Consider the following 19,936-nt stretch of genomic DNA (forward strand, 5'->3'; position numbering starts at 1 on the left):
GATGGACCCCGACAGGCTCGAAATGGTGGTGGAAGGCGTCGCGAAGTTCGTGGCCCTGGTCCAGGAACATGGCGGCCCCGGTGCGGGGGTCCTCGATCAGGATGAGCCGAAGGCGCCCGCAGGCGACCCGCACCCCGACCTGACCGCGGCGCACCGGCTGAGCACCCAGCAGATGCTGGCGTTCATCGAGCTTGCACAGCCAGGCATCGAGGCGATCGGCGTCTTCACACGCGACCGCACGGTCGACTACATCGACGCCGACGAGGAGACCAGGGCGATCCTGCTGGCTCCGTTCGACCACACACAGCGCTGAGAAGGTGAGACCAGATGGGCGTTGTCGATGACATGTACTACAAGATGGCCGCCGAATACCACGAGCGCATTCCGCAGCTCCGGGCCGCGGCCACGGCCTGGACGAGTGCCAGGCAATGGCTCGCCGACACGGCCGACATGCTGCGCGACGGCCAGAATCAGCTCGTCGAGCACTGGCCGGACACCTCCGGCACCGAGTTTGTCGAGAAGCTGTCGCCGACCATCACCTCCATACGCAGCTGGGCCGGCAGATACGTGCCGTCCGGCATCGCCGGCACCATCACGGATTCGGACGTGGTCCGGCACATCGAAGCGCTGATCGCCGGCCTCGAAACCACCTTCCCGCGGGTCGAAGCCGTCTGGAAGAACTACGACGACTACATGAGGAACTACGAGAGCTACCCGTACAAGCGCGACATCAACTGGTACGTGGCCGTTCTCAACGAGATGACCGATGCGACCGAGAGTCTCGAACCACTGTTCAAGGCGGTTGAAACCGCGATGAAGGCAGCGGTCGGCAGCCCGTGGGCGGGCCCGATCGGCGGCGGAGGTTCGCTGGGTGGGGGCGGCGGTTCGGGCCTGGGCGGCGGGCTGGGTTCCGGCGCCGGGGGCGTGGGGGGCGATGTCGGGGGTCCGGGTGACGTCGAGGCGCCCGCACCTGAGGACATCGGCGATCCGGAGCAGTTCGAGCCGGACGACATCGGATCGCCGGCGTCGACCGAGGACGCCGGCTCCGGGGGTGGCGGCGGCACGGATACGCAGGACGGGCAGAGCCAGAACATACCGTCACCCGGCGACATCGACGCCGGCGCCTACGATCCCGTGTACCAGGACCCGGCGTACTCCCCCGGCGACCTCGGCGGCTCCCCCAGCTTCGCCGGCGGCAGCATCGGCGGCGCGGGCGGACTGTCGGCCCTCGCATCACCGGGAATCCCGCTGTCCACCGGCCCACACGACGCGTCGATGACACCCCCCGTGCCGTCGGCCGCGACGGGTGCCGGGGGTACGGCCGGCAGCCGGGCAATGGCGTCGGGAATGCCGGGCATGTACCCGCCGACCACCCAGGGCGCGAACCCGCGCGGTGGTGGCAAGCCGGGCGGGGTCAAGCCTGGAGCAGCCGCGCAAAGCAACGGATACAAGGCACGCAAGCCCGCAGGCGCACCCGGCGTGGCGCTGACCGGCAGAGCCACCCCCGGCATCGTCCAACCCGGGCGGGGCAGGCCGGTGAAGGGCATCCAGCCGGCTGCGGTGCCCGCGCCATCCGACGACCAGGTGCTCGACGACGAGCTGTGGCAGGTACACCGGCCTGACCGCACACCGGACCACCACGCAGGAAACTGAGGAGGAGACGACCATGATCACAGGAGACATCGAAGGCAACCCGGACGCGATGGCCTCGTACGGCAGCTATACCCCTGAGCCCGTGCCGGAATCGATGGTGGCGCTCGCAGGAGCTCCGCCGCTCATGGTCGGGATCCCCACGGGCATCATGCTCGACCTTGTGGGCCACGCCGCCACCGCTGGGTTCCTGGCCCGCATGGTGCAGGGCATCGAGCAGTCGGTGGCCAACGCCGCGACGGTCCAACTGGCGTCGACCAAGTACGACACCGCCGATCAGGCCAGCGCCATCACGATCAACGCTCCCAGTGCCGCAGACATCACAGAGATCCTCGGGGTCCTCACGAAGACCGTCAATCTTGGCGGGAAGGTCATCGACCTCGCCCAGAAGGCGAGCGCCCTCGGTCAGTCGGGCGACTCCACCGACGCAACCGCCGATACACCTGCCGCGAGCGCGTGAGGTCCAGCGGCGTCCAGCAACCTACCGCCTGAAGAAAGGACCAATGTCATGGAAGCGATCGTGGCGGCCATCAACGCGGAGCTGCCGAGGGCCGCGTGGGCCGAGACAACGGCGAGCGGCTTCGAGGAGACGAGTCTCTGGCTCTGGAAGACCGTGTCGGAGTGGAGCAAACGAGTGGGCGCCCTCGACCCGGAGTGGGTCGACGCGAACGGTCAGGCCCACGCTGTGCAGGTCCAGGAGGCCATCGCCAGTCTCCGGGGCTGGGCCGAGCGGCTCGACGCGGCGCAGGTGCCTACGACCATGCTCGAAACGGCCAATGCGATCCGCGCGGCCCACGCGGTCATCACGCTGGACCTCTACCCGAAGTACCTGGAGTTCCTGGCAAATCCGCTGACGTGGGGCCTGGCCGCCGGGTGCGCCACCGCGGCCGCCGCGGAGGTTGCCGCGCTGTCCGCGACGCAGGGCCGGGCGATGTTCCAGCTCGCGTCGAGCCTCGGCCAGTTGCCCAACGACCTGGTGGCCGGCGCGACGGATGTCATCACCAACGCCGTGCAGCAGGCCGTTCCCGCCATCAATGTGGTGGCGTCGGAGGAGGGCAACAGCCTGACGGACTACATCGGCGCGGCCTCTGCCGGGGTCGACCTGGTCGACGCCGGCCTCGACGTGGCGGGGAAGGGGATCGACCTCGTCGGCGGGCTGTCGCTGGCCGGCGCCCCGAGCGCCGCCCTGCCAGACCTCTCCTCCGGGCTGTCGCTCGGCACGGTGCCGCCGGCGGCGAACCCGGTGATGCCGGGCGGAGTCGGCGGGCTGGGCGGGTTCGGCTGGGCGGGTGCGCCCGGCGGTGGCCTCGCGTCGGTGGCGAATCCGGTCGTCGGCCGGTGGGCTCCGGTCCTGGCCGCCGAGGCGCGGCCCGGCGTGCTCACTCCGGCGGCGGCCCGGCCGGTCGGCGCCGCGGTCCCCCCGGCGGTGGCGCCGGCGATGGTCGGCCAGCAGGCCGGCGGCGCGCTGCGGCCGGGCGCTGGTCCGGGTCAGCACCTCGCGTCCCGGGCCACCACCCGGCGCCGGCCGGCGGCCGCCTCCGATGGAGTGCCGCCGAAGCTACGCGGCCGGTCCGGCAACGACGAGGACCGCTGAGCCGCAATCTGCTCACGCACACCGGGTGGGGCGCACTCCGCGTCCCGCCCGGTATGCGTTTCCGGAAGCGACCCCAGCCAACCGCCCGGCGCTACCTCGACACAGCACGCAGGACCCGGGGATCCACCGCGGCCCGAAGGCGGGCCTGCCACGGCCGCCCGGCCAGTACCCGCCGGACCGTCTGCACCTCGTCCCAGGCCAGCCGGACCGTTTCGTCGGTCACCGGTCGGCCGGACCACACCGTCGTGTCCAACAGCCTGCCCAGCCGGGCGACCGCCTCGACCGACGGCTCCCCCACCACCCGGCCGGTCACCCCGGCGAAGTCCCGCGGCGTCATCCCGATCCCGTACGGCACGCCGTGCGCCCGCAGCCGGTCGCGCGCCTCGGCCCAGGCCCCGGCCACGCCGGCGGTGCCGGTCCGGCGGCGACGGCGGGCCGAGCGCACCGCCACCGCCAGCGGCACCCCGAACAACCAGAGGACCAGGAACCCTCCCAGCACCGCAGCCACCACCAGACCGGCCCACGCAGCGCCGGAGCCGCCCGACCGGCCGCCGGAGGGCTGCTGCGGTGGCGGCGCGGGCGCGTTGCTGGGTGTGGCGTCGACCTGGGCCCGCGCCTGCTCGACCGCCGCGTCGATGGGGGCCGGCGCCTTGCCGGGCTTCGCGGTGTCGCTCACGGCCGCGGTCGGGTCCAGCGGCACCCATCCCACGCCGGCCACCGGTACCTCCGGCCAGGCGAGGACGTCGCGGTTGCGCACAATGAAGGTGTCGCCGGCGACCTCGGCGCCCCGGAAGCCGACGACGAGACGGGCCGGGATGCCGTTGAGCCGCGCGAGGGCCACGTACGCGGCGGCGAACTGCTCGCTGGTGCCGCGCATGCTCTCGGTCAGGAACCGTTGCAGCTGCGGCCAGCCGTTGCCCGTCGGCGCGTTGCCGGTGCGCACCACCTGGTAGTGCTCGCTGAGGTACTTCTCCAGTTGCAGCGCGGACTGGAACGTGGGGCGCGCGCCGGGCACCGCCTCCTTCGCCAGCCGCTCGAGCTCTGCCGGCACGGCGGCGGGCCGGCCGAGTCCACCGGCGGTGGTGTCGAGGGTGCCGTCGCCGAGGGTGGTGGCGTTCACCGCGGGTTCCGACCAGGTCAGCCGGTACCGGCGGTCGCCGCCGGCGGTCTTGTTCAGCAGCAGCGTTCCCGCGGCCGGGTTCACCAACGGCGCGAGACCGTCGACCGTCAGCGGGGTCGACTGGCTCGGCAGCCACGGCCCCGACAGGTCCCCGACACGCACGTCGGCCGACCGGACCATGCCAGCCGAAGCTGCCGGCAGGTGGCTGCCGAGGCGGTACAGCCGCGCATCGATGGACCAGTTGACGCCGTCGAATCCGTCCAGCACGACCAGGCTCCACCGGTCGGCGGAGCGGTCGCTGTGGTAGCGGAACACCTCCCGGTCCGGGTCGGACAGCCGCTGCGCGATCTCCTGCAGCGGGTTGCTGAGCCGGTACTGCAGTGGCACCGAGTGGTTGTTCTTCAAGCTGTACGGCGTCCGCCCGGCCGGATCGAGGCTGCCGAGGGCGACGGTGCCGGCCACGATGGCGAGGACGGTCGTCGCCGCGAGCGGAATGTCCACACGCGACAGTCGCATGGCGGGCCGGTTCGGGCGGTCCGCCCACAGCAGCAGCGCGGCGGGGGCGGCGTAGCAGACCGCGACGAGCAGCGCCGTGGCGCCGGTCAGGGCCTGGTACGCCTGCGCGAGCCCGGCCACCGCCAGCCCGGGCAGCAGCGCCGCCACGGGCAGGCGCAGCCGAAGCAGCAGTTCGATGCCGAGCGCCGCCGCGAGCAGCACGGCGAGGGGGACGAACAGCAGCAATTCGGGGTCGGGCCGGGCCGGCCACGTGGACTGCAGGGTGAGCAGCCAGCCTTCGGTTGCCCCGCGCTGCAGCGCCCGCAGCGTTGCCGTGGTGGGCAGGCCGGCGGCGGTGGTCGGGAACAGCACCGACTCGACCAGCCCGAGCAGGCCGGTGCCGAGCACGAGCAGCGGCCGCCACGACGCCAGGCCCGGCCGGCGCGCTGCCAGCTCGACGCAGCCGTAGGCGGCCACGACGACCACGAGGATCGGCGGCGCCAGGGCCCGCAGGCCGAACACGGGCGTGAACAGCAGGCCGGCCGCCGCGGTCGAGCCGAGCAGCCCGACGGTCGCGAGTCTCATGAGGTGCCTGCCCGCGACGCGTTCCACTCGGCGATGGCGGCGGTGGCGTCGACGGCGGTGATCGATCCGGGGCCGGCGGCTGGTTTCAAAAAGCCGAGCCGGATCACCGTGTCGAGGCGCCAGCGGCGGACCGGGCCGAGGTCGGCGTCGAGGCCGGTGATGACGACGATCGCGCCGACGGGCCGGGTCGCGGCGAGCGGTGGTGGCACCAGCGGCGCCTCGTCCGTGGCGTCCTGGGCGATGACGCACAGCTCGTCGAGCAGGGTCCGGGCGACGCGCAGGCCACTGTCGACGGGGGTGTCGGTGCCGGCCGGTGTGATCAGCCGGCACGGCTGCCCGGCGGCGGCGGACGCGTACAGCAGCGACGCCGCCACCTCGACGGCCTCCTCGAACGCGGCAGGGCTGAGCGCGGCCGGCCGGGTGTCGAGCACGACGGTGAATCTGGTCCTGGCCGGGTCGGCGTACTCGCGCACCATGAGCTGACCCGTCCGGGCGGTCGCCTTCCAGTGCAGATGCCGCACCTCGTCGCCGGGCTGGTATTCGCGGACGGCCCGCATGTCGGCGGAGCCGCGCAGCGGTGGGTCGGTGATCGGGCCGTCATGGTGGTGCCGTGGATGTCCGACGCGGGCAGGGCGTGCCGGGTGGCGGCGGGGGTACACCCAGAGACTCGCGATGCCGCCGACGGCGCGTTCGGCGTGGACGAGGTCGAACGGGTCGCTGAGCCGCACCGCCAGCGGGCCGACCTGGAGCCGCCCTCGCACGGTGGTGGGCAGTTCGTAGTGGTACGTGGTGTCCACACCCGCCGCGAGGGGCCGGACCTGGATCTCGTGCGCCGCGGTGCCGGCCCGGTCGACGGCGGCAAACCCGCGCTGCCTGTGCGGGGTCGGGTTGCGCACGAGCAGCGTCGCCAGTGCGGGCCGGCCGCGTTCGATCCGGTCCGGGTACACGGTCCGGCTGACCTCGACGCGCGGCCGGAGCAGCGTGGTGGCCGCGGCCGCGAGGAGGCACCCGGCGGCGACGCCGGCGAGACCGCGGAAGTAGGCGAAGCCGGCGACCTCACCGGCGGCGTAACTGCAGACGGCGCCGGCGAGGACGGCGACGCCGCGGCGGGTGAGTCGCACGCTATTGCCTGGCGGCGGCCGTGGGCACCGCGGTGTCGGCGAGGAGTTCGTCGACCACCTGTCCGGTCTGCCGCTGGTTGAGCTCCGCGTCGGCGGTGAGCACGAGGCGATGCCCGAGGACGGGATGCGCCACGTCCTTCACGTCGTCCGGAATCACGTAGTCCCGGTCGTAGGTCGCGGCGAGCGCCTGTGCCGCCCGGATCAGCGCGATGCTGCCGCGCGGGCTGGCGCCGTAGCGCACCGCGGGGTGTTCCCGGCTGGCAGCGGCGAGCCGGACCGCGTAGGACACCACCTCGGGGTCCACTGTGGACTTCCGCACCTCGCCGATGACGTGCCGGACGTCGGCGATGTCGAGCACGGCGGTCAGGTCGTCGGGGCTCACCCCGGCACAGTCCGCCATGACGACCCGGGCCTCGGCGTCGTGGTCGGGGTACCCGACCGACAGCCGCATGAGGAACCGGTCCAGCTGCGCCTCGGGCAGCCGGTACGTGCCTTCCAGCTCGATCGGGTTCTGTGTGGCGACGACGAGGAACGGACGCGGCACCTCGTGGCCGACGGAGTCGACGGTGACCCTGCGTTCGGCCATGACCTCCAGCAGCGCGGCCTGGGTCTTCGGCGTGCCGCGGTTGATCTCGTCGGCCAGCACCACGTTGGCGAAGATCCCGCCGGGATGGAACTGGAACCGTTCGTCGCTCTGGTGGTACACCATCACGCCGGTGACATCGCTCGGCAGCAGGTCGGGGGTGAACTGGATGCGGTGCCACCGGCCGCCGACGCTGGCCGCGATGCACCGCGCCAGGGTCGTCTTGCCGACGCCGGGCACGTCCTCGATGAGCAGGTGCCCTTCGGCGAACAGCGCGGCCACGGCCAGGCGGACGACGTCCGGCTTGCCGTGGATGACCTGTTGCACGTTGTCGGCGATGAGCTGGTAGGCCGCTCCGGGGGTCACGGTCATTTCTGTACCGTACACTACAGAATTACCTCCAGGCATGACTAGATCGGCGACGCCGTGGCGTCCCAGCGGGCGCGGGCCGCGCCGATCTCGTCCATGTGTTCGCGTGACCATTCCGCGAGGGCGTCGATGACGCCGGCCATGCTGCGCCCCATCGGCGTCAGCCGGTAGTCCACCTGCGTCGGGATCGTCGCGTACGCGGTCCGCTCCACCAGGCCGTCCCTGCACAGCCGCTTCGTCGTCACGGTCAGCATCCGCTGCGAGATGCCGGGGACCGCCCGCTCCAGCTCCCGGAACCGGCGCACCCCATGGGACAGCTCCACCAGCACCAGCACCGTCCACCGGTCCCCCAGCCGGGCCAGTAGGTCGCGGATGCCGCTGTCCTCCGCGGCCCGCGGCTCGGCAGGCACGTCCGTGCCGGTCTGCGGGCCTACCGCGATGTCGGCGACCGACACGCACGTGCCTCCTTCTGTCCTCGACGGTTCGATCCTCGGGCGCGCCGCACCTACCCGACCTGCGGCACGCCCGTCCAGGAGTCCGAGCGGCTGCCCGCGGCGTTGGTGATGGTGGCCGTGACCGTGATGGCCCCGATCCAGGACACGTTCGGGATGGTGATGTCCGTGGACCCGGTGCAGGCGACCGACGTGCTCCGGCTGCCGATGGCCGCCTTGCAGGTCGCCGACCCGCCCTTGCTGGTGGCGCTGACGCTCACGATCAGGTTGAGCGACACGCTGCGCACCCGGACGATGTCGATGGTGGGCGCGGACACCGGGGCCGGCGGGGCGGGGACCGTCGCGGAGCCTGCGTTGCCCTGCACCGTCGAGGAGCCGAACCGGGTCACCGCGCGGACCGTGACGGTGCCGGAGATCCCGGTGTACTGGGTGGACTGACCCGACACGGTGCGGCTGCCCTGCCCCTGCGCGGTGACCACGTAGTGCACGAGCGAGCCGCCGCGCAGGTTCGGCTGGTTCCACCTGACGGTGTACGTGCCGGACGCAAGGCTCACCGTGACCGCCGGCGCGGCCGCCGGGACGAGCGTGACGCGCGGGGTCGTGCCTGATCCGGGGTTGGCCGGCGCACCACCGGTGGCCGGCGGCGTGGCGGGCCCGGTCGTCGGCTCCGTCGAAGGCCCAGTGGACGGCTCGGTGGAGGGCGCCGCGGCGTCGCTGGTGGCCGTCACCGCCGGCGGTGTGCTGCTGGCGTTGTCGACGTCCACGCTCACGATCGAACCGTTGTCACCGTTGACGACCAGCACGTGCGAGCCGTCCCCGCTGTCGGCGTAGATCCGGTTGTCCTCGCCCTTGGTCAGTGCGGGCGTGCCGCCGCCGGGCAGCTTCCTGCGGTCCTTGACGGTGCCGCCGCGGTCGTAGGTCACCACCTCGTTGCGGGTGTGGTCGACGACGGCGACGACGTTCGTGGTGGTGACCGGCTCGGCGAACCTGCCGTCCTTCGGCAGGTCGACCACGATCGGCTTGGCCACCGGACGCTTCTGCAGCCCCGCGGTGTCGATCAGCAGCAGCTGGCTGCGCTCGGGGTCGACAACCGCGAGCCGGTCGGCCACGGCGCTGCTGGCGACCTGCGCCGTCGCGGGCAGGTCGACGCCGATGGCGGCCGGCTCGCCGAAGCCGTCCTGACCGACCGTGCGCAGCTCGTCCGACGTGGTGTCGAGCAGCACCGGGTGGTCGTCGACAACGGTCAGTGCACCGCTGTGACCCTGGGTCAGCTGCGCGTGGCAGGCCAGCCGGCTGGCGTCGCGCGCCAGCTCGCAGAGCGAGCCGCTGTCGATCCGGTGCAGCCAGACGGTGCCGTCACCGGTCGCCGCAGGCCGGGACAGCGGCCCGCCCGCTGCCACCGTCGCGACCGGGTCGCCGAGCCTGGCCACCTGGCCCGCGTTGCGGTACACCAGGTACGGGCCGCCCGCGACCTCGAGCACGACCGGCAGCTCAGTGGCCGGCGGCGTGCGTGTCTCCTCGACGCTCAGCGTGGACTTGCTGAACACGGTGATCCGCGAGCGTTGGACGACGTATCCGGAGTCCTCGCTCTGCACGACCTGGCTGCCCGGGTCACCGGCGGGCACCTTGACCTGCGCATCGACCTGTCCGGCCGACCCGTCGACGTGGAATGCCGAGCCGAAGGTGCTGTTGTACACCCAGTGGCCCACCTGGGTGAACTCCACGTCGGACGCCGCCGAGGTTTGCATCGCCGCAAAACCGACCAGGACCGCGCAGCTCACAGCCAGGGCCGTGAACTTCAGGCGGGTGCGACGGCCGGGGACGGGTGAGCTCGTCGTTTCCACACCGCGGACTGTAACGCCCGGCGACCCGCGTGTGCCCCATCGTGGCAGCAACCTGCAGCGCCGTTTGCAACCGCGGGCCGGCCGCGCAGGCTCAGCCGGTGACGAGTATCGGTTTGGCCCCGACCGGCGAGCGGTCCGGCGTCCCCGCGCTCGGCGGGGTCGGGGTGCTGCAGCTCATGTGCTGGAACCTGGTCCTGATCGCCGTCGCCCTGGCCCTGGACGAGTCGTGGCCGACGATCGTCGCGGTCGCGGCGGCCGCCGTCGCCATCACAGCGTTGACCGCTGTGCGCCTGCGCGGTCGCTGGCTGTACGAATGGCTGGTGTTCGCGCTGCGCTACCGCATGCGTGAGCGCGGCTGGGACCTGCCCGCCGCCGGTGAGACCGGCCGTGCCCTGCTGGACCGCATCGCTCCGGAGGCCGTGGGCGTCACCAGCGCCGGCGACCCCGCCGTGTTCATGATCAGCCGGGCCGAAGGGATCACCGCCGTCCTGCTGCCGGCCTCGGCCGCGCACAACCTGACCGAGGCGATACCGGCGCCGGCGACGCTGCTGCCCGCGCACGACGAGCAGGCGTTCGCCTTCGCCGTGCAGGTCGTCCACCACGCCGGGATGAACCGGACCCGCCCGCCGCGGATCTGGGTCGCCGTGCAGGCCCTGCGCACCGCCGAGGTGTACCGCGACGCCGACCTCGGGCAGGCGCTGGGCAACACCGTGCGGCGGGTGCAGCGCCGGTTCCGCCGCGACGGCCTGCCGGCCAGGACGCTCTCCGAGCACGAGGCGCTGGGCACCCTGGCCGCGCTCGCCCACGTCAACGGCGGCCGGAGCACCGTCCGGGAGCAGTGGCGGCAGTGGCAGAGCGGACCGGTCGAACAGGCGGTGTTCCGGCTCGGCGGCTGGGGCGAGCTGGCCCCGGCGGTCGCCACGCACCTGCTGGGCCGGCTGCTCACCGCGGCGCCGCAGGCGGCGGTGACCGTGGCCGTCACCGCGCACCGCACGCCGGTCGGGACCGCTCCCGCGGTGACTGCTCTGGTACGGATCGCGGCGACGAGCACGGCCGCGCTGGACAGTGCCGGGGTGGAGCTGACCCGGCTGGTCCGCGAGCGCGGCGTCGACCCGGAACGCCTCGACGGACGGCACGCCTGGGGCGTGGCAGCGACCCTGCCGCTCGGCGTCGTCACCGCCCGGTGAAGCCTTGCCCCGTGCGGGTCTGGCTCCGTCACGCGCCGATGCGGTAGCCGGTGCCGCGCACGGTGTGGATCAGGGGCGGGTCGCGGAGCTTGCGGCGCAGCTGCGCGACCACGACGTCGAGCACGTTGGAGGCCGGGTCGGCCATCTCGTCCCAGGCGTAGGAGATCAGCTCCTGGCGCGACACCGGCCGGCCCGGCGCCGACATCAGCCGCTCCAGCACCAGGAACTCCTTGCGCGTCAACGTCAGCAGCACCCCGGCCCGGGTCACCCGGTGCCGGCCGCCGTCGAGCTCGACGTCCGCGCACCGCAGGACCGCCGGCCGCCCCGCCGGGCCACGCCGGCAGAGGCTGCGCACGCGGGCCACCAGCTCCGCCATCGCGAACGGCTTGACCAGGTAGTCGTCACCGCCGAGGCGCAGGCCGTCGATCCGGTCGGACTCGCTGTCGCGTGCGGTGAGAAACAGCACCGGCACCTGCCAGCCCTGCTCCCGCCGGCCGTGCACGAACCGCAGCGCGTCACCGGCCGGCAACATCCGGTCGAAGACCGCGCAGTCGTAGGCGTTGACGAACAGGGCCTCCTCGGCGGCCGGCAGGTCCTCCGCGGCGTCGACCGCGAAGCCGGCACCGCGCAGCGCCACCTGCAGCGCCATCCGCAAGTTGTCGTCGTCCTCGGTGATCAGTACCCGCACAGGGGCACGGTACCGATCTTGCACTCAGTCCAACAGCCAGCCCCGGCCCACGGCCTTCGCTCCGGCCTGGAACCGGCTGCGCGCGCCGAGCCGGTTCATCAGGTCGGCCACCATCCGCCGTACCGTGCGCACCGAGATGTCCAGCCGCGCCGCGGCCGACTCGTCGGTGCTGCCGGCGTTGAGCAGCGCGAGCAGGGCCCGCTCCCGGGCGGTCGGCGTCAGGCCGTCGCCGCCGTCCACGCCGTCGGGCAGGTCCACCGGGATGAGCGGCACCGCGACCGGCCAGATCCGCTCGAACAGCTCCGTCGTGGCCGTGACCACGCTGGGCAGCCGGAGGACCGCGACCTGGGCGGAGCCCACGGTGCTGGACCGGTCCGCGGACAACAGCGTGGTCGTCCCGTCGATCACCACGGCATCCACCGGCACCTCGGCGTCGGTGCGCACCTCCGCACCGGCCAGCGCCGCGTTGCTCAATCTGCGGGACAGCCGCGCCGAATCCGGGAACAGCACCCGGTACCGCACTCCACGGCGCAGGTTGTCGCGGTCGACCCGCCGGAACGCGCCGATCGGCCCGGCGGACGCGCCGTTGCTCATGATCAGCACGTCGCTGACGGCCGAGCCGAGCAGCGCGTCGATGCCGCCGAGGACATTGGCCGGACCGCCGGCCGTGACCAGGCCGGGCGCGCGGGTTTTCAGCGTGTTCATGGTGGTTGAAGCCTCCGTCGACAGTGGTTCCAGGCACGGGCGCGGCCCGTCATGTTCCTGCCAGATCGCATTGGGGGCGTGATCTCTGGCCGCGGAGGCGTTAGCGTTCAGGGCGTTGCTCTGCACCCGTTCGCCTCGCGCGGTGTTGGCCCCGATCCGGCTGGAAGCGTTTCGCACACGATCAACAATCTGCTGGCATACGTGAGGTTTCGATGACACGGGTGATGATCGTCGAGGACGACGAGAATCTGCGGGTCGCGGTGGCCGCGAAGCTGCGCGCCGACGGCTTGGACGTCGAGGTCGCCCGGGACATCGCGACGGCGGACCGGGCGCTGCGCGAGCTGGACTTCGACTGCCTGGTGTTCGACCGGATGCTGCCCGACGGCGACGCGATCGGCTACGTCCACGCCCGCCGTCAGCAGGGCTGGAGCGTGCCGGTGCTGTTTCTCACGGCGCGGGACGCGCTCGCTGACCGGGTGGCCGGGTTCGAGCACGGTGGCGACGACTATCTGGTCAAGCCGTTCTCGGTGGCCGAGCTGACCGCCCGCGTGGCCAACCTCTGCCGCCGGTCCGGCACCGGCCGGCCGTCGGTGCTGCGCCACTCGGACCTGACCATGGACTGCGCCCGCCGTGAGGTACGTCGCGCCGGGGTGCTCCTGACGCTGTCGGCCCGGGAGTTCTCGGTGCTGGAGTACCTCCTCGCCCGCGCCGAGCAGGCGGTGGACCGGGCCGAGCTGACCGAGCACTGCTGGGACTCCCGGCTCGACCCGCTGTCCGGCCCCCGGTCCAACCCGGTCGACGTGGTCATCAAACGCCTTCGCCGCAAACTCCACGAACCGGAGCTGATTCACACGGTGCGGGGCCGCGGCTACCGGCTGGGGTCCGCGTGACCGGTCAGGAGCGAAGTTCCCGGATGACCGGATCGTCCGCCGACCGGCTGCGCCGGCTCCGCTGGGTGCTGACCGCCGTGTTCACCGCGACGAACATGCTCGGGTTGGCGGCTTTCGCCTGGTGGATGATCCGGGACGACGCTCGGGAAGGCGTCTCACGGACCGACGCGGAGCTGCGCCGGGTGACCTCGTCCGTGAGCCGGCTGGTCGTCTTCGACCAGACCATCGACTTCAGCCTCGTCAACGTCGACGAGCTCAACGACTCGTGCCCGCAGTTCGCAATCATGCCGGGCGGCGCACCCACGTTCCAGGCGCACCTGTCCGGCCGGGCGTGCGTGCCGATGGATGCGGCGGTGCTCAGCGGGCTGGCCGCCGGCGCCGTGCGCAACCGCACCGTCGTCACCGGCTACCAGCACGGCACCGGCGGCGAACTCGTCCGGGTGCGGGTGGAGCCGCTGCTCAACCAGGCCCGTACTCCCGTCGGGGCGGTCGTCGCGGTCACCGACATGCGCCCGGAACAGCAGCGGCACAACCACCTGGTGCTGCTGGTGCTCAGCGGCCTGGCGGTGCTGGTCGGCGGGCTCGCAGTGGTCGCACACATCCTGTCCGGCCGGGCGATCCGGCCCGCGGCTGCCGCTCTGCAGCAGCAGGAGGTGCTCCTCGCGGAGACCGCGCACGACCTGCGGACCCCGGTCGCCGCGCTGCGCGCGCTCGCCGAGACCGCGCTGGACAACCCGGCGCAGCGCGCCGACCTGCTGCCGCGCACGGTCCGGCTGGCCGTACGCATGGGCGGCATCATCGACGGCCTGCTCACCCGCGCCCGGCTGGCCGCCGGGGTCGAGCACCTCGCGATCCAGCCGGTGTGGCTCGACCAGCTGGTCTCCGGTGTGGTCGACGAGACACCGGCCGACGGCGCGCAGATCACCCTCACCGCAGCGCCGACCAAGGTCAACGCCGACCCGGCCCTGCTGCAACGGGCCGTCGCCAACCTGGTCGACAATGCCGTGCGCTACGGACGCCAGCCCGGCGCGGAGGCGATCGTGCACATCACGGTGGCCGGCGGCACGGTCACGGTGGCCGACCACGGCCCGGGCATGGACACCGAACTCATGGACGAGTCGTTCGACCGCTTCTCCAGCACCGGCGGATCATCGGGGCTGGGGCTGTCGATCGTGCGCTGGGTGGCCCAGGCGCACGGCGGCACGCTCTCGGTGTACAACGCCGACGAGGGCGGCGCCATCTTCGAACTGACCCTGCCGGTCAGCACATCCTGACCGCCAGGGTCACGCCTGCCGGCGCAGGCGGCGCAGCTGGACCATGGCGATGGGCATGACAAGCACGAACAGCAGCACCGCCGGCGCGGAGCCACGGCCACTGTCGTAAGTCACATACAACACGGCCGTGCCGACCGCGTGCGGCTCCCCGGCGCTCACCCGGTGTGATACTGCCGGGCCGCGACCGGGTCGAGACCGGGCCCCTCCGGCAGCCGGGCGACCAGGCCCGCCGGCAGCCGCACCGGACGGGCACCGTCGTAACCGAGCATCCCGAGGACGTCGGCCGAGGCGAGGGGGTAGCGCCGGCCCATGTCGGTCACCAGGGTCAGGGTGCCGACCGGCGCGCCCGGCGACGGCATCGCCTCGACGACGGCGGCCCAGCCGGGCGGGACGTGGATCCGGTCGGCGAGGGGGATGCCGCCGGGGCTGCGGCGGGTGGTCGTGCTCAGCGGGTCGGCCGGCGGCAGGGTGGACTCCGCCCACAGCCGCGGCGCGACCGCGCCCGCACCGAACGTTGCGCAGATGGTGGCCTCCTTGTCCCGGAGGCGGACCATCGCCGGCCGGGTGGCGGGTGCCGCGCCGGCCTCGGCGTTGACCGGCGAGCGCTGCCGGGCCGCGGCGGCCAGCGACGGCGCCAGCGGCACCGCCCCCGGGTCGCTGCCGGAGTAGGCGGCCAGGGTCGGCGAGTACGCGCGCTGGATGTCGTACTGCAGCTCGGTGATCGGCCGCAGCGCGTCAGCCTCGGCGACGTAGTACTGCCGCCCGCCGCCGGAGGTCTGCACCACCAGCAGCGTCCCGGCGCGGATGTCGGTGCGGCCGGGCACCGCGCTGGATGCCGCCCCGGCCTGCGCCATCGTGACCGGGCCGATCGGCTCCCCTTCGAGCAGCACATCCAGCCAGGCCCGGCCAACCCGCACCCACGACTCGGTAGCGAGGGCGAGACCGGTACCGACCGCCTTGTAGTCATCGATCTTGTGCCGGTACCCGCGCCAGACCAGGTACCGGTCGCCGGTCGCCACCAGCTCCACCAGCAGCGCCCGGTCGTCGACGTCGAGGCCGCCAATGGGTGTGGCGCCGACGAGCAGCACCGATTCCTCGATCCTGCTGCCGGCGACGTCACTGGCGGGCACCGAGCACAGCGACCAGGACCCCGACAGCAGCCGGCCCTTGCCGGGCAGCGCGTCGGGCGCGTCGGGGATGCCGATCCGGGGGCCGCGCGGGACACCCACGATGGAGTTCCTGGACACCATGACGGTGCTGCCGTGGGTGCCGAGCAGCAGCAGCGCGGAGACGTAGTTGGTCACCGGGTGCAACCGTCCGTTCAGGTTGACGTACCGGGTGCCAGTCTCCTTCTCCACGATCACCGCGTTGTCCTGACGCCAGGCGTTGTTGCCGCCGGGGCGCAGCATCCCGTAGACGCCGAAGCCCGCCAGCAGCACGATCGCGAGCGCGACCCCGGTGATCGCCGCGACCGACGAACGGCGAAACGGCGGCTGCTCCGGGTCGGTCTCCCCCGTCACCAGCGCCGAGGTCGCCCGCTGGACAAGGAACTGGTACGCCTGCAGCTGATCGCGGTTGGAAGCCACCGACTCAGCCCCCCAGGCCGCGGACGTAGCCGAACAGGCCGAGCACCCAGCATGCCACCGGCACGACGGCAACCACGATCAGGATCTCCGCGTATTCGGCGAACCGGCCCAGGTAGGCGTTCGGGACGCGGGTGCTGTAGACGACACCGGCCATGACCGCGACCGCGGCGGCGGCGAACAGCAGCGGCCCGGTGGACACCAGCAGCGCGGTCCGGTCGGCCATGAGCGGGCCGAGGACCAGGCAGCCGAGCCCGAACACGCCGGTGACCAGCAGCGGCACCCGTTGGCGGAGGATGGGGTACAGCCGTGCCCGCAGCAGAAAGCCTGCGGCGAGCAGCGCGACCAGCACCACCGCGGCGGTGCCACCGTGACGGATCAGCGTCACCTGGCAGCACAGCACCGCCCCGCACGAGCCGGTCAGCATGCCGGTCAGCAGCGCGTCGGCCCGGGCGACCGCGGCGTGGACCAGCGGGAGCGGCGGCTGCGGGTCGTCGCGGACCAGGTCCGCGGTGGAGCGTGGCAGCACCGGCATCGGCACCCGGCCGAGGCGCAGCGCGAGCGTGCCGAACGTCGTGGACAGCGCCAAAATGCCCCCGGCAGTCACGGCCGCTGCCTCGTGGGCGTCGAACTCGCCGGTGGTGGCCAGCCAGCCGCCGATCACGCCGAGCAGACCGGCCACGGCCGCCGTGGCCCACACCTCCGACGCGGCGGTCACCCCGGCCTGGCCGACGAGGGCGGCCAGCAGCAGGACCGCCCCGGCCACGATCAGGTGGCCGGCCGACAGTCCGGTCACCGGCCGGTCACCGGCGAGCAGCAGCCCACCGCCGGCGAACGCGAACGGCAGCGCCACGGCGGCGAGCACCGCCCCCACCCCGGCGTCACCGGCCGCGCGCGCCAGCACCACGGCCGCGACCAGCAGCACCAAGGCCGCCCCGAGCGCCCACAGCGCCGGCGCCGTCCACGGCGGCCCGGCCCGGACCACCGCGACCAGGCCGAGCAGCACCGCCACGACCCCGGCGGCCAGACCTGCCCGGCGGGTGTGCCGCGGCCCCCACGCGCCGCCGGTGCGCCCGGAGCCGGTCGCGATGGCATACACCAGGTCGTCGTACTCGAGCTCGGGCCATTCGACGCGCCGCTCCGTCAGGTGCAGAACCTCGCCGTCGAGTACCCGGTGCGACGCGAGGGTCCGGTCCGGGTTGAACGCCGTGCCGTCGGCCCGGCGCAGCAGCCAGCCGCCGGTGCTGACGGCGTCGTCGGCCAGCCCGTCGCCGGCACGGGCGAGCAGGCCGGGGAGGATCTCGGCGACGGCGGCGTGCTCCGGCAAGGCGATGTCGATCCGCCGTTGCGGCGTGGCGATCGTGACCCTGACCAGACTGGTACCCTGCATGCGAGTCAGCTTCCACCGCGGCGGCCGGAAGCGGTGCAACTCGGCAGGATGCTGCCGCGCAGCGGAGGCGGCCGGTTGACGAACGTACCGTGAACACGTGCGAACCTCAGCGGTGGAGCGGGGATCAGGGCTTGTGAGCAGCGAGACCGGCGGTGTCGTTGTCGGACCGGACCCGCTCGCCACCGGTCCCGCCGCCACGGTATACGCGGGTCAGCTGGCGGACACCGGCGCGCAGGTCGCGGTCAAGCTGTTCGCCGACCGGTTCGACCGGGACACCATCGCGCAGCTCGGCCGCGAACGTCAGGTGTTGGACGCCTTGCGATCGGTGCGCGCGATCCTGCCCGTCGACGGCATCGTCGACCATCCGGACGGCCGGTCCGGGGTGCGGATGGAGCTGTGCCAGGGTTCGCTGGCCGAAGTGCTCGCTGCCCGTGACGCGCTGCCCGTGAACGACGCGCTCCGCGTGGGGCTGACGGTGGCGACCGCGCTCGCCGCCGCCCACGGCAAGCATCTCGTGCACGGCAGTGTCACGCCGCACAACGTGCTGTTCCGCCGCTCCGGCGAGCCGGTCCTCGCCGACTTCGGCTCGGCACTGCGCGAGCAGTTCCCGCGGGACCCGATGCACGCGCTGGAGTACACGGCGCCGGAGACGCTGCGGGACAGCATCCGGACCGAGGCGACCGATCTGTACGGTCTGGGCGCGCTGCTGTACGCCGCGCTGGTCGGCACGCCGCCGTTCGCCCGCCGCACCGGCCAGCCGCCGGGTGAGCGGATCCTGCGGGTGCTGAAGGACCCACCACCGCGGGTCCGGCGCCCGGACGTCCCGGCGGCACTCGCCGACGTGATCGGCCGGCTGCTGGCCAAGGACCCGGCGGACCGGCCGGTCGCGGCGGCCGTCGTGACGCTGCTCGAGCACCTGCAAAAGCCGGCGGGCGACCCGGAGTCCGACAGCCCGGCGCCGCCCGCCCCGCACCATGCCGAGCCTGCGCCGCCCGTCCCGGCAACCGACGCGCCGGCGTCAGCCGGCCTGGCGACCGATGCGCCGGCGCCGCCCGCAGGTGCGCCGTCGGCGGTCCCAACCGGCGACACGGACGGCCTGGACGACCCGCTCGGTCTGGACGACTTCGACTTCGACGATTTCGCCGACAGCCGCCGCGCGGCGCCGGCGCCCGACCTGCTCCGGCCGGACGATCCATCGACCGGCGCCGCACCGGCCGATGACGTCGCATTGCCCACCACCCCGCCGCCGGGCACCCGACCGTCCGATGACGTGCCGTCCGATGATCCGTCACCCGGTGCAGCGTCGCCCGAGGATCCGCTGCCCGGCGATGCCGCAGCGCCTGGCGATGGCTCGCCGCCGCGCCCTCGGCGGACGCTGGTGTACAGCACCGGTGGGAGCGGCCCGGCGCGCCGGCGGGTCCGTGGACGGCCGGCCCTGTTCGTCGGCCTGGGCGTGCTCGTGGCCGGCCTGACCGTGGTCCCGATCGTCCTGTCGCAGGACGGTCCGGCGCCGTCGGCAAGCACACCGCCGGTGGCGGCGGCACCGCAGACCGGGCAGACCGCGGCACCGCCGTCGAACGACCCGTCGACGGTGAACCTGAGGCTCGCACCGCCGGTCGACCAGGGCAGCCACGTCCAGCTGACGTGGCAGGCCGACGGCGACCTGGACTTTGCCGTGGTCGTCGCCGGCGAGCGCATCGAGACGATGGTGCTGGTCGCCAACCGGCAGCGCACGATGCGGGTGCCGATCGACCCGGCCCGCAAGTACTGCTTCCAGATCCGCGCCACCGACGGCCGCGAGGTCTACACCACCGAGCCGCTGCCGATCCGCGGCGCCCGCTGCAAGGTTTGACACGCCGCGTGCCAGGTGGCCGCCGCCCGGCGGTACCGTATGGATCATGCCGACGCGTGGTCGCCCGCCATGGGTGTGGTTCGCCGCCGCGGCGGTGGTGATCGCGCTGGGCGTCGTCGTGGTCGTCCGGCTGCGCGGGCCGGAGCTGGTGGACGTCGGCCCGCCGGCCGGCCGCGTGACCATCGCCGGTGAGCTGACCCTCGAGCCCGCCAGTCCCATCGCGGGCGGCATGGTCGCTGCGCGCGCCACGCTCAGCGCGGACCGGGACATCACGCTGACCCGGCTGACCGTCAAGGTCCGCGACGAGTCGGGCACGTCCCACGACTTCCCCGCGCTGGAGAACGTCACGCTCGGCACCGAGGCCCGCGAGCTGGTGCTGCGCCGCCGGTTCGACACGCAGGGCACGTACACCTATTACCTGACTTACCAGCTCGCGGGCGAATGGGTCGACCTTCCGCCGTGGCAACAGGTCACGGTGAGCTGAAACAACCCACGTCGCGGAACGCGGCATGAACGACGGGGACCACCGAAAGGGTGCGCGTCGAGTTCCTCGC

The 19,936-nt window shown here is 73.2% G+C and carries 18 protein-coding genes; 9 read left to right on the top strand and 9 right to left on the bottom strand.

Annotated features, from left to right (window positions below):
• Position 1: 1 nt before the first annotated feature.
• Genes ACQEVZ_RS45655 through ACQEVZ_RS45670 form a run of 4 tightly spaced genes read left to right on the top strand, consistent with a single transcriptional unit; the run spans position 2 to position 3,244 of the window.
• A complete protein-coding gene (locus tag ACQEVZ_RS45655; RefSeq protein WP_433379987.1) occupies positions 2–313 on the top strand; it encodes a hypothetical protein in 312 nt (103 codons plus the stop codon).
• Positions 314–357: 44 nt separating this feature from the next.
• Positions 358–1,653 (top strand): hypothetical protein, encoded by a 1,296-nt coding sequence (locus ACQEVZ_RS45660; protein ID WP_433379990.1) that lies wholly within the window; start codon positions 358–360, stop codon positions 1,651–1,653.
• 13 nt (positions 1,654–1,666) lie between these two features.
• The gene (locus tag ACQEVZ_RS45665; protein ID WP_433379993.1) at positions 1,667–2,110 is read left to right on the top strand and encodes a hypothetical protein; all 444 of its coding nucleotides are present in this window, start codon (positions 1,667–1,669) and stop codon (positions 2,108–2,110) included.
• 48 nt (positions 2,111–2,158) lie between these two features.
• A complete protein-coding gene (locus ACQEVZ_RS45670) occupies positions 2,159–3,244 on the top strand; it encodes a hypothetical protein (protein WP_433379996.1) in 1,086 nt (361 codons plus the stop codon).
• 91 nt (positions 3,245–3,335) lie between these two features.
• On the opposite strand, the gene ACQEVZ_RS45675 is transcribed toward ACQEVZ_RS45670, so the two are convergent.
• Genes ACQEVZ_RS45675 through ACQEVZ_RS45695 form a run of 5 tightly spaced genes read right to left on the bottom strand, consistent with a single transcriptional unit; the run spans position 3,336 to position 9,813 of the window.
• A complete protein-coding gene (locus ACQEVZ_RS45675; RefSeq protein ID WP_433379999.1) occupies positions 3,336–5,444 on the bottom strand; it encodes a transglutaminase TgpA family protein in 2,109 nt (702 codons plus the stop codon).
• The gene (locus tag ACQEVZ_RS45680; protein WP_433380002.1) at positions 5,441–6,565 is read right to left on the bottom strand and encodes a DUF58 domain-containing protein; all 1,125 of its coding nucleotides are present in this window, start codon (positions 6,563–6,565) and stop codon (positions 5,441–5,443) included. The genes ACQEVZ_RS45675 and ACQEVZ_RS45680 overlap by 4 nt, the downstream gene beginning before the upstream one ends.
• 1 nt (position 6,566) lies before the next feature.
• Positions 6,567–7,520, bottom strand: a complete 954-nt coding sequence (locus ACQEVZ_RS45685) for an AAA family ATPase (RefSeq protein ID WP_433380005.1) — start codon at positions 7,518–7,520, stop codon at positions 6,567–6,569.
• A gap of 38 nt (positions 7,521–7,558) precedes the next feature.
• On the bottom strand, positions 7,559–7,972 hold the full coding sequence (locus ACQEVZ_RS45690; protein WP_433380008.1) for a winged helix-turn-helix transcriptional regulator: 414 nt from the start codon (positions 7,970–7,972) through the stop codon (positions 7,559–7,561).
• A 50-nt stretch (positions 7,973–8,022) separates the two neighbouring features.
• Positions 8,023–9,813, bottom strand: a complete 1,791-nt coding sequence (locus ACQEVZ_RS45695; protein WP_433380011.1) for a hypothetical protein — start codon at positions 9,811–9,813, stop codon at positions 8,023–8,025.
• A 98-nt stretch (positions 9,814–9,911) separates the two neighbouring features.
• Between ACQEVZ_RS45695 and ACQEVZ_RS45700 the strand changes: the two genes are divergently transcribed.
• Positions 9,912–11,000 (top strand): hypothetical protein, encoded by a 1,089-nt coding sequence (locus ACQEVZ_RS45700; RefSeq protein WP_433380014.1) that lies wholly within the window; start codon positions 9,912–9,914, stop codon positions 10,998–11,000.
• 28 nt (positions 11,001–11,028) lie between these two features.
• Here ACQEVZ_RS45700 and ACQEVZ_RS45705 read toward each other — a convergent pair whose 3' ends face one another.
• Positions 11,029–11,688 (bottom strand): response regulator transcription factor, encoded by a 660-nt coding sequence (locus tag ACQEVZ_RS45705; RefSeq protein WP_433380017.1) that lies wholly within the window; start codon positions 11,686–11,688, stop codon positions 11,029–11,031.
• Between the two features lie 24 nt (positions 11,689–11,712).
• Positions 11,713–12,393, bottom strand: coding sequence for a helix-turn-helix transcriptional regulator (locus ACQEVZ_RS45710; RefSeq protein ID WP_433380020.1), 681 nt, complete (start codon positions 12,391–12,393; stop codon positions 11,713–11,715).
• Between the two features lie 224 nt (positions 12,394–12,617).
• Between ACQEVZ_RS45710 and ACQEVZ_RS45715 the strand changes: the two genes are divergently transcribed.
• Both ACQEVZ_RS45715 and ACQEVZ_RS45720 read left to right on the top strand, forming a co-directional pair.
• Positions 12,618–13,283, top strand: a complete 666-nt coding sequence (locus ACQEVZ_RS45715) for a response regulator transcription factor (protein ID WP_433386089.1) — start codon at positions 12,618–12,620, stop codon at positions 13,281–13,283.
• Positions 13,284–13,306: 23 nt separating this feature from the next.
• Positions 13,307–14,557, top strand: coding sequence for a sensor histidine kinase (locus ACQEVZ_RS45720; RefSeq protein WP_433380023.1), 1,251 nt, complete (start codon positions 13,307–13,309; stop codon positions 14,555–14,557).
• Positions 14,558–14,712: 155 nt separating this feature from the next.
• On the opposite strand, the gene eccB is transcribed toward ACQEVZ_RS45720, so the two are convergent.
• Together eccB and eccD are read right to left on the bottom strand one after the other, a co-directional pair.
• Positions 14,713–16,143 carry a type VII secretion protein EccB gene (gene eccB / locus ACQEVZ_RS45725; RefSeq protein ID WP_433380026.1) on the bottom strand — a complete coding sequence of 477 codons (1,431 nt, stop codon included), beginning with the start codon at positions 16,141–16,143 and terminating at the stop codon, positions 14,713–14,715.
• A gap of 4 nt (positions 16,144–16,147) precedes the next feature.
• A complete protein-coding gene (gene eccD / locus ACQEVZ_RS45730) occupies positions 16,148–17,530 on the bottom strand; it encodes a type VII secretion integral membrane protein EccD (protein WP_433380029.1) in 1,383 nt (460 codons plus the stop codon).
• 133 nt (positions 17,531–17,663) lie between these two features.
• On the opposite strand from eccD, the gene ACQEVZ_RS45735 reads away from it, so the two are divergent.
• Together ACQEVZ_RS45735 and ACQEVZ_RS45740 are read left to right on the top strand one after the other, a co-directional pair.
• A complete protein-coding gene (locus tag ACQEVZ_RS45735; protein ID WP_433380032.1) occupies positions 17,664–19,382 on the top strand; it encodes a serine/threonine protein kinase in 1,719 nt (572 codons plus the stop codon).
• 46 nt (positions 19,383–19,428) lie between these two features.
• Positions 19,429–19,866: a hypothetical protein gene (locus ACQEVZ_RS45740; RefSeq protein WP_433380035.1), complete on the top strand. Its 438-nt coding sequence runs from the start codon at positions 19,429–19,431 to the stop codon at positions 19,864–19,866.
• The last annotated feature ends 70 nt before the right edge of the window (positions 19,867–19,936 follow it).

The sequence above is a fragment of the Dactylosporangium sp. CA-152071 genome, from assembly GCF_050936335.1.
Lineage (GTDB): Bacteria > Actinomycetota > Actinomycetes > Mycobacteriales > Micromonosporaceae > Dactylosporangium > Dactylosporangium maewongense.

Bases quoted from the DNA above. Each gene is read 5' to 3' on its own strand.
- eccD (WP_433380029.1), bottom strand. From the start codon at position 17,530: ATGCAGGGTACCAGTCTGGTCAGGGTCACGATCGCCACGCCGCAACGG.
- ACQEVZ_RS45660 (WP_433379990.1), top strand. From the start codon at position 358: ATGGCCGCCGAATACCACGAGCGCATTCCGCAGCTCCGGGCCGCGGCC.
- ACQEVZ_RS45675 (WP_433379999.1), bottom strand. From the start codon at position 5,444: ATGAGACTCGCGACCGTCGGGCTGCTCGGCTCGACCGCGGCGGCCGGC.
- ACQEVZ_RS45670 (WP_433379996.1), top strand. From the start codon at position 2,159: ATGGAAGCGATCGTGGCGGCCATCAACGCGGAGCTGCCGAGGGCCGCG.
- ACQEVZ_RS45710 (WP_433380020.1), bottom strand. From the start codon at position 12,393: ATGAACACGCTGAAAACCCGCGCGCCCGGCCTGGTCACGGCCGGCGGT.
- ACQEVZ_RS45655 (WP_433379987.1), top strand. From the start codon at position 2: ATGGACCCCGACAGGCTCGAAATGGTGGTGGAAGGCGTCGCGAAGTTC.
- ACQEVZ_RS45685 (WP_433380005.1), bottom strand. From the start codon at position 7,520: ATGACCGTGACCCCCGGAGCGGCCTACCAGCTCATCGCCGACAACGTG.
- ACQEVZ_RS45720 (WP_433380023.1), top strand. From the start codon at position 13,307: ATGACCGGATCGTCCGCCGACCGGCTGCGCCGGCTCCGCTGGGTGCTG.
- ACQEVZ_RS45715 (WP_433386089.1), top strand. From the start codon at position 12,618: ATGATCGTCGAGGACGACGAGAATCTGCGGGTCGCGGTGGCCGCGAAG.
- ACQEVZ_RS45665 (WP_433379993.1), top strand. From the start codon at position 1,667: ATGATCACAGGAGACATCGAAGGCAACCCGGACGCGATGGCCTCGTAC.
- ACQEVZ_RS45740 (WP_433380035.1), top strand. From the start codon at position 19,429: ATGCCGACGCGTGGTCGCCCGCCATGGGTGTGGTTCGCCGCCGCGGCG.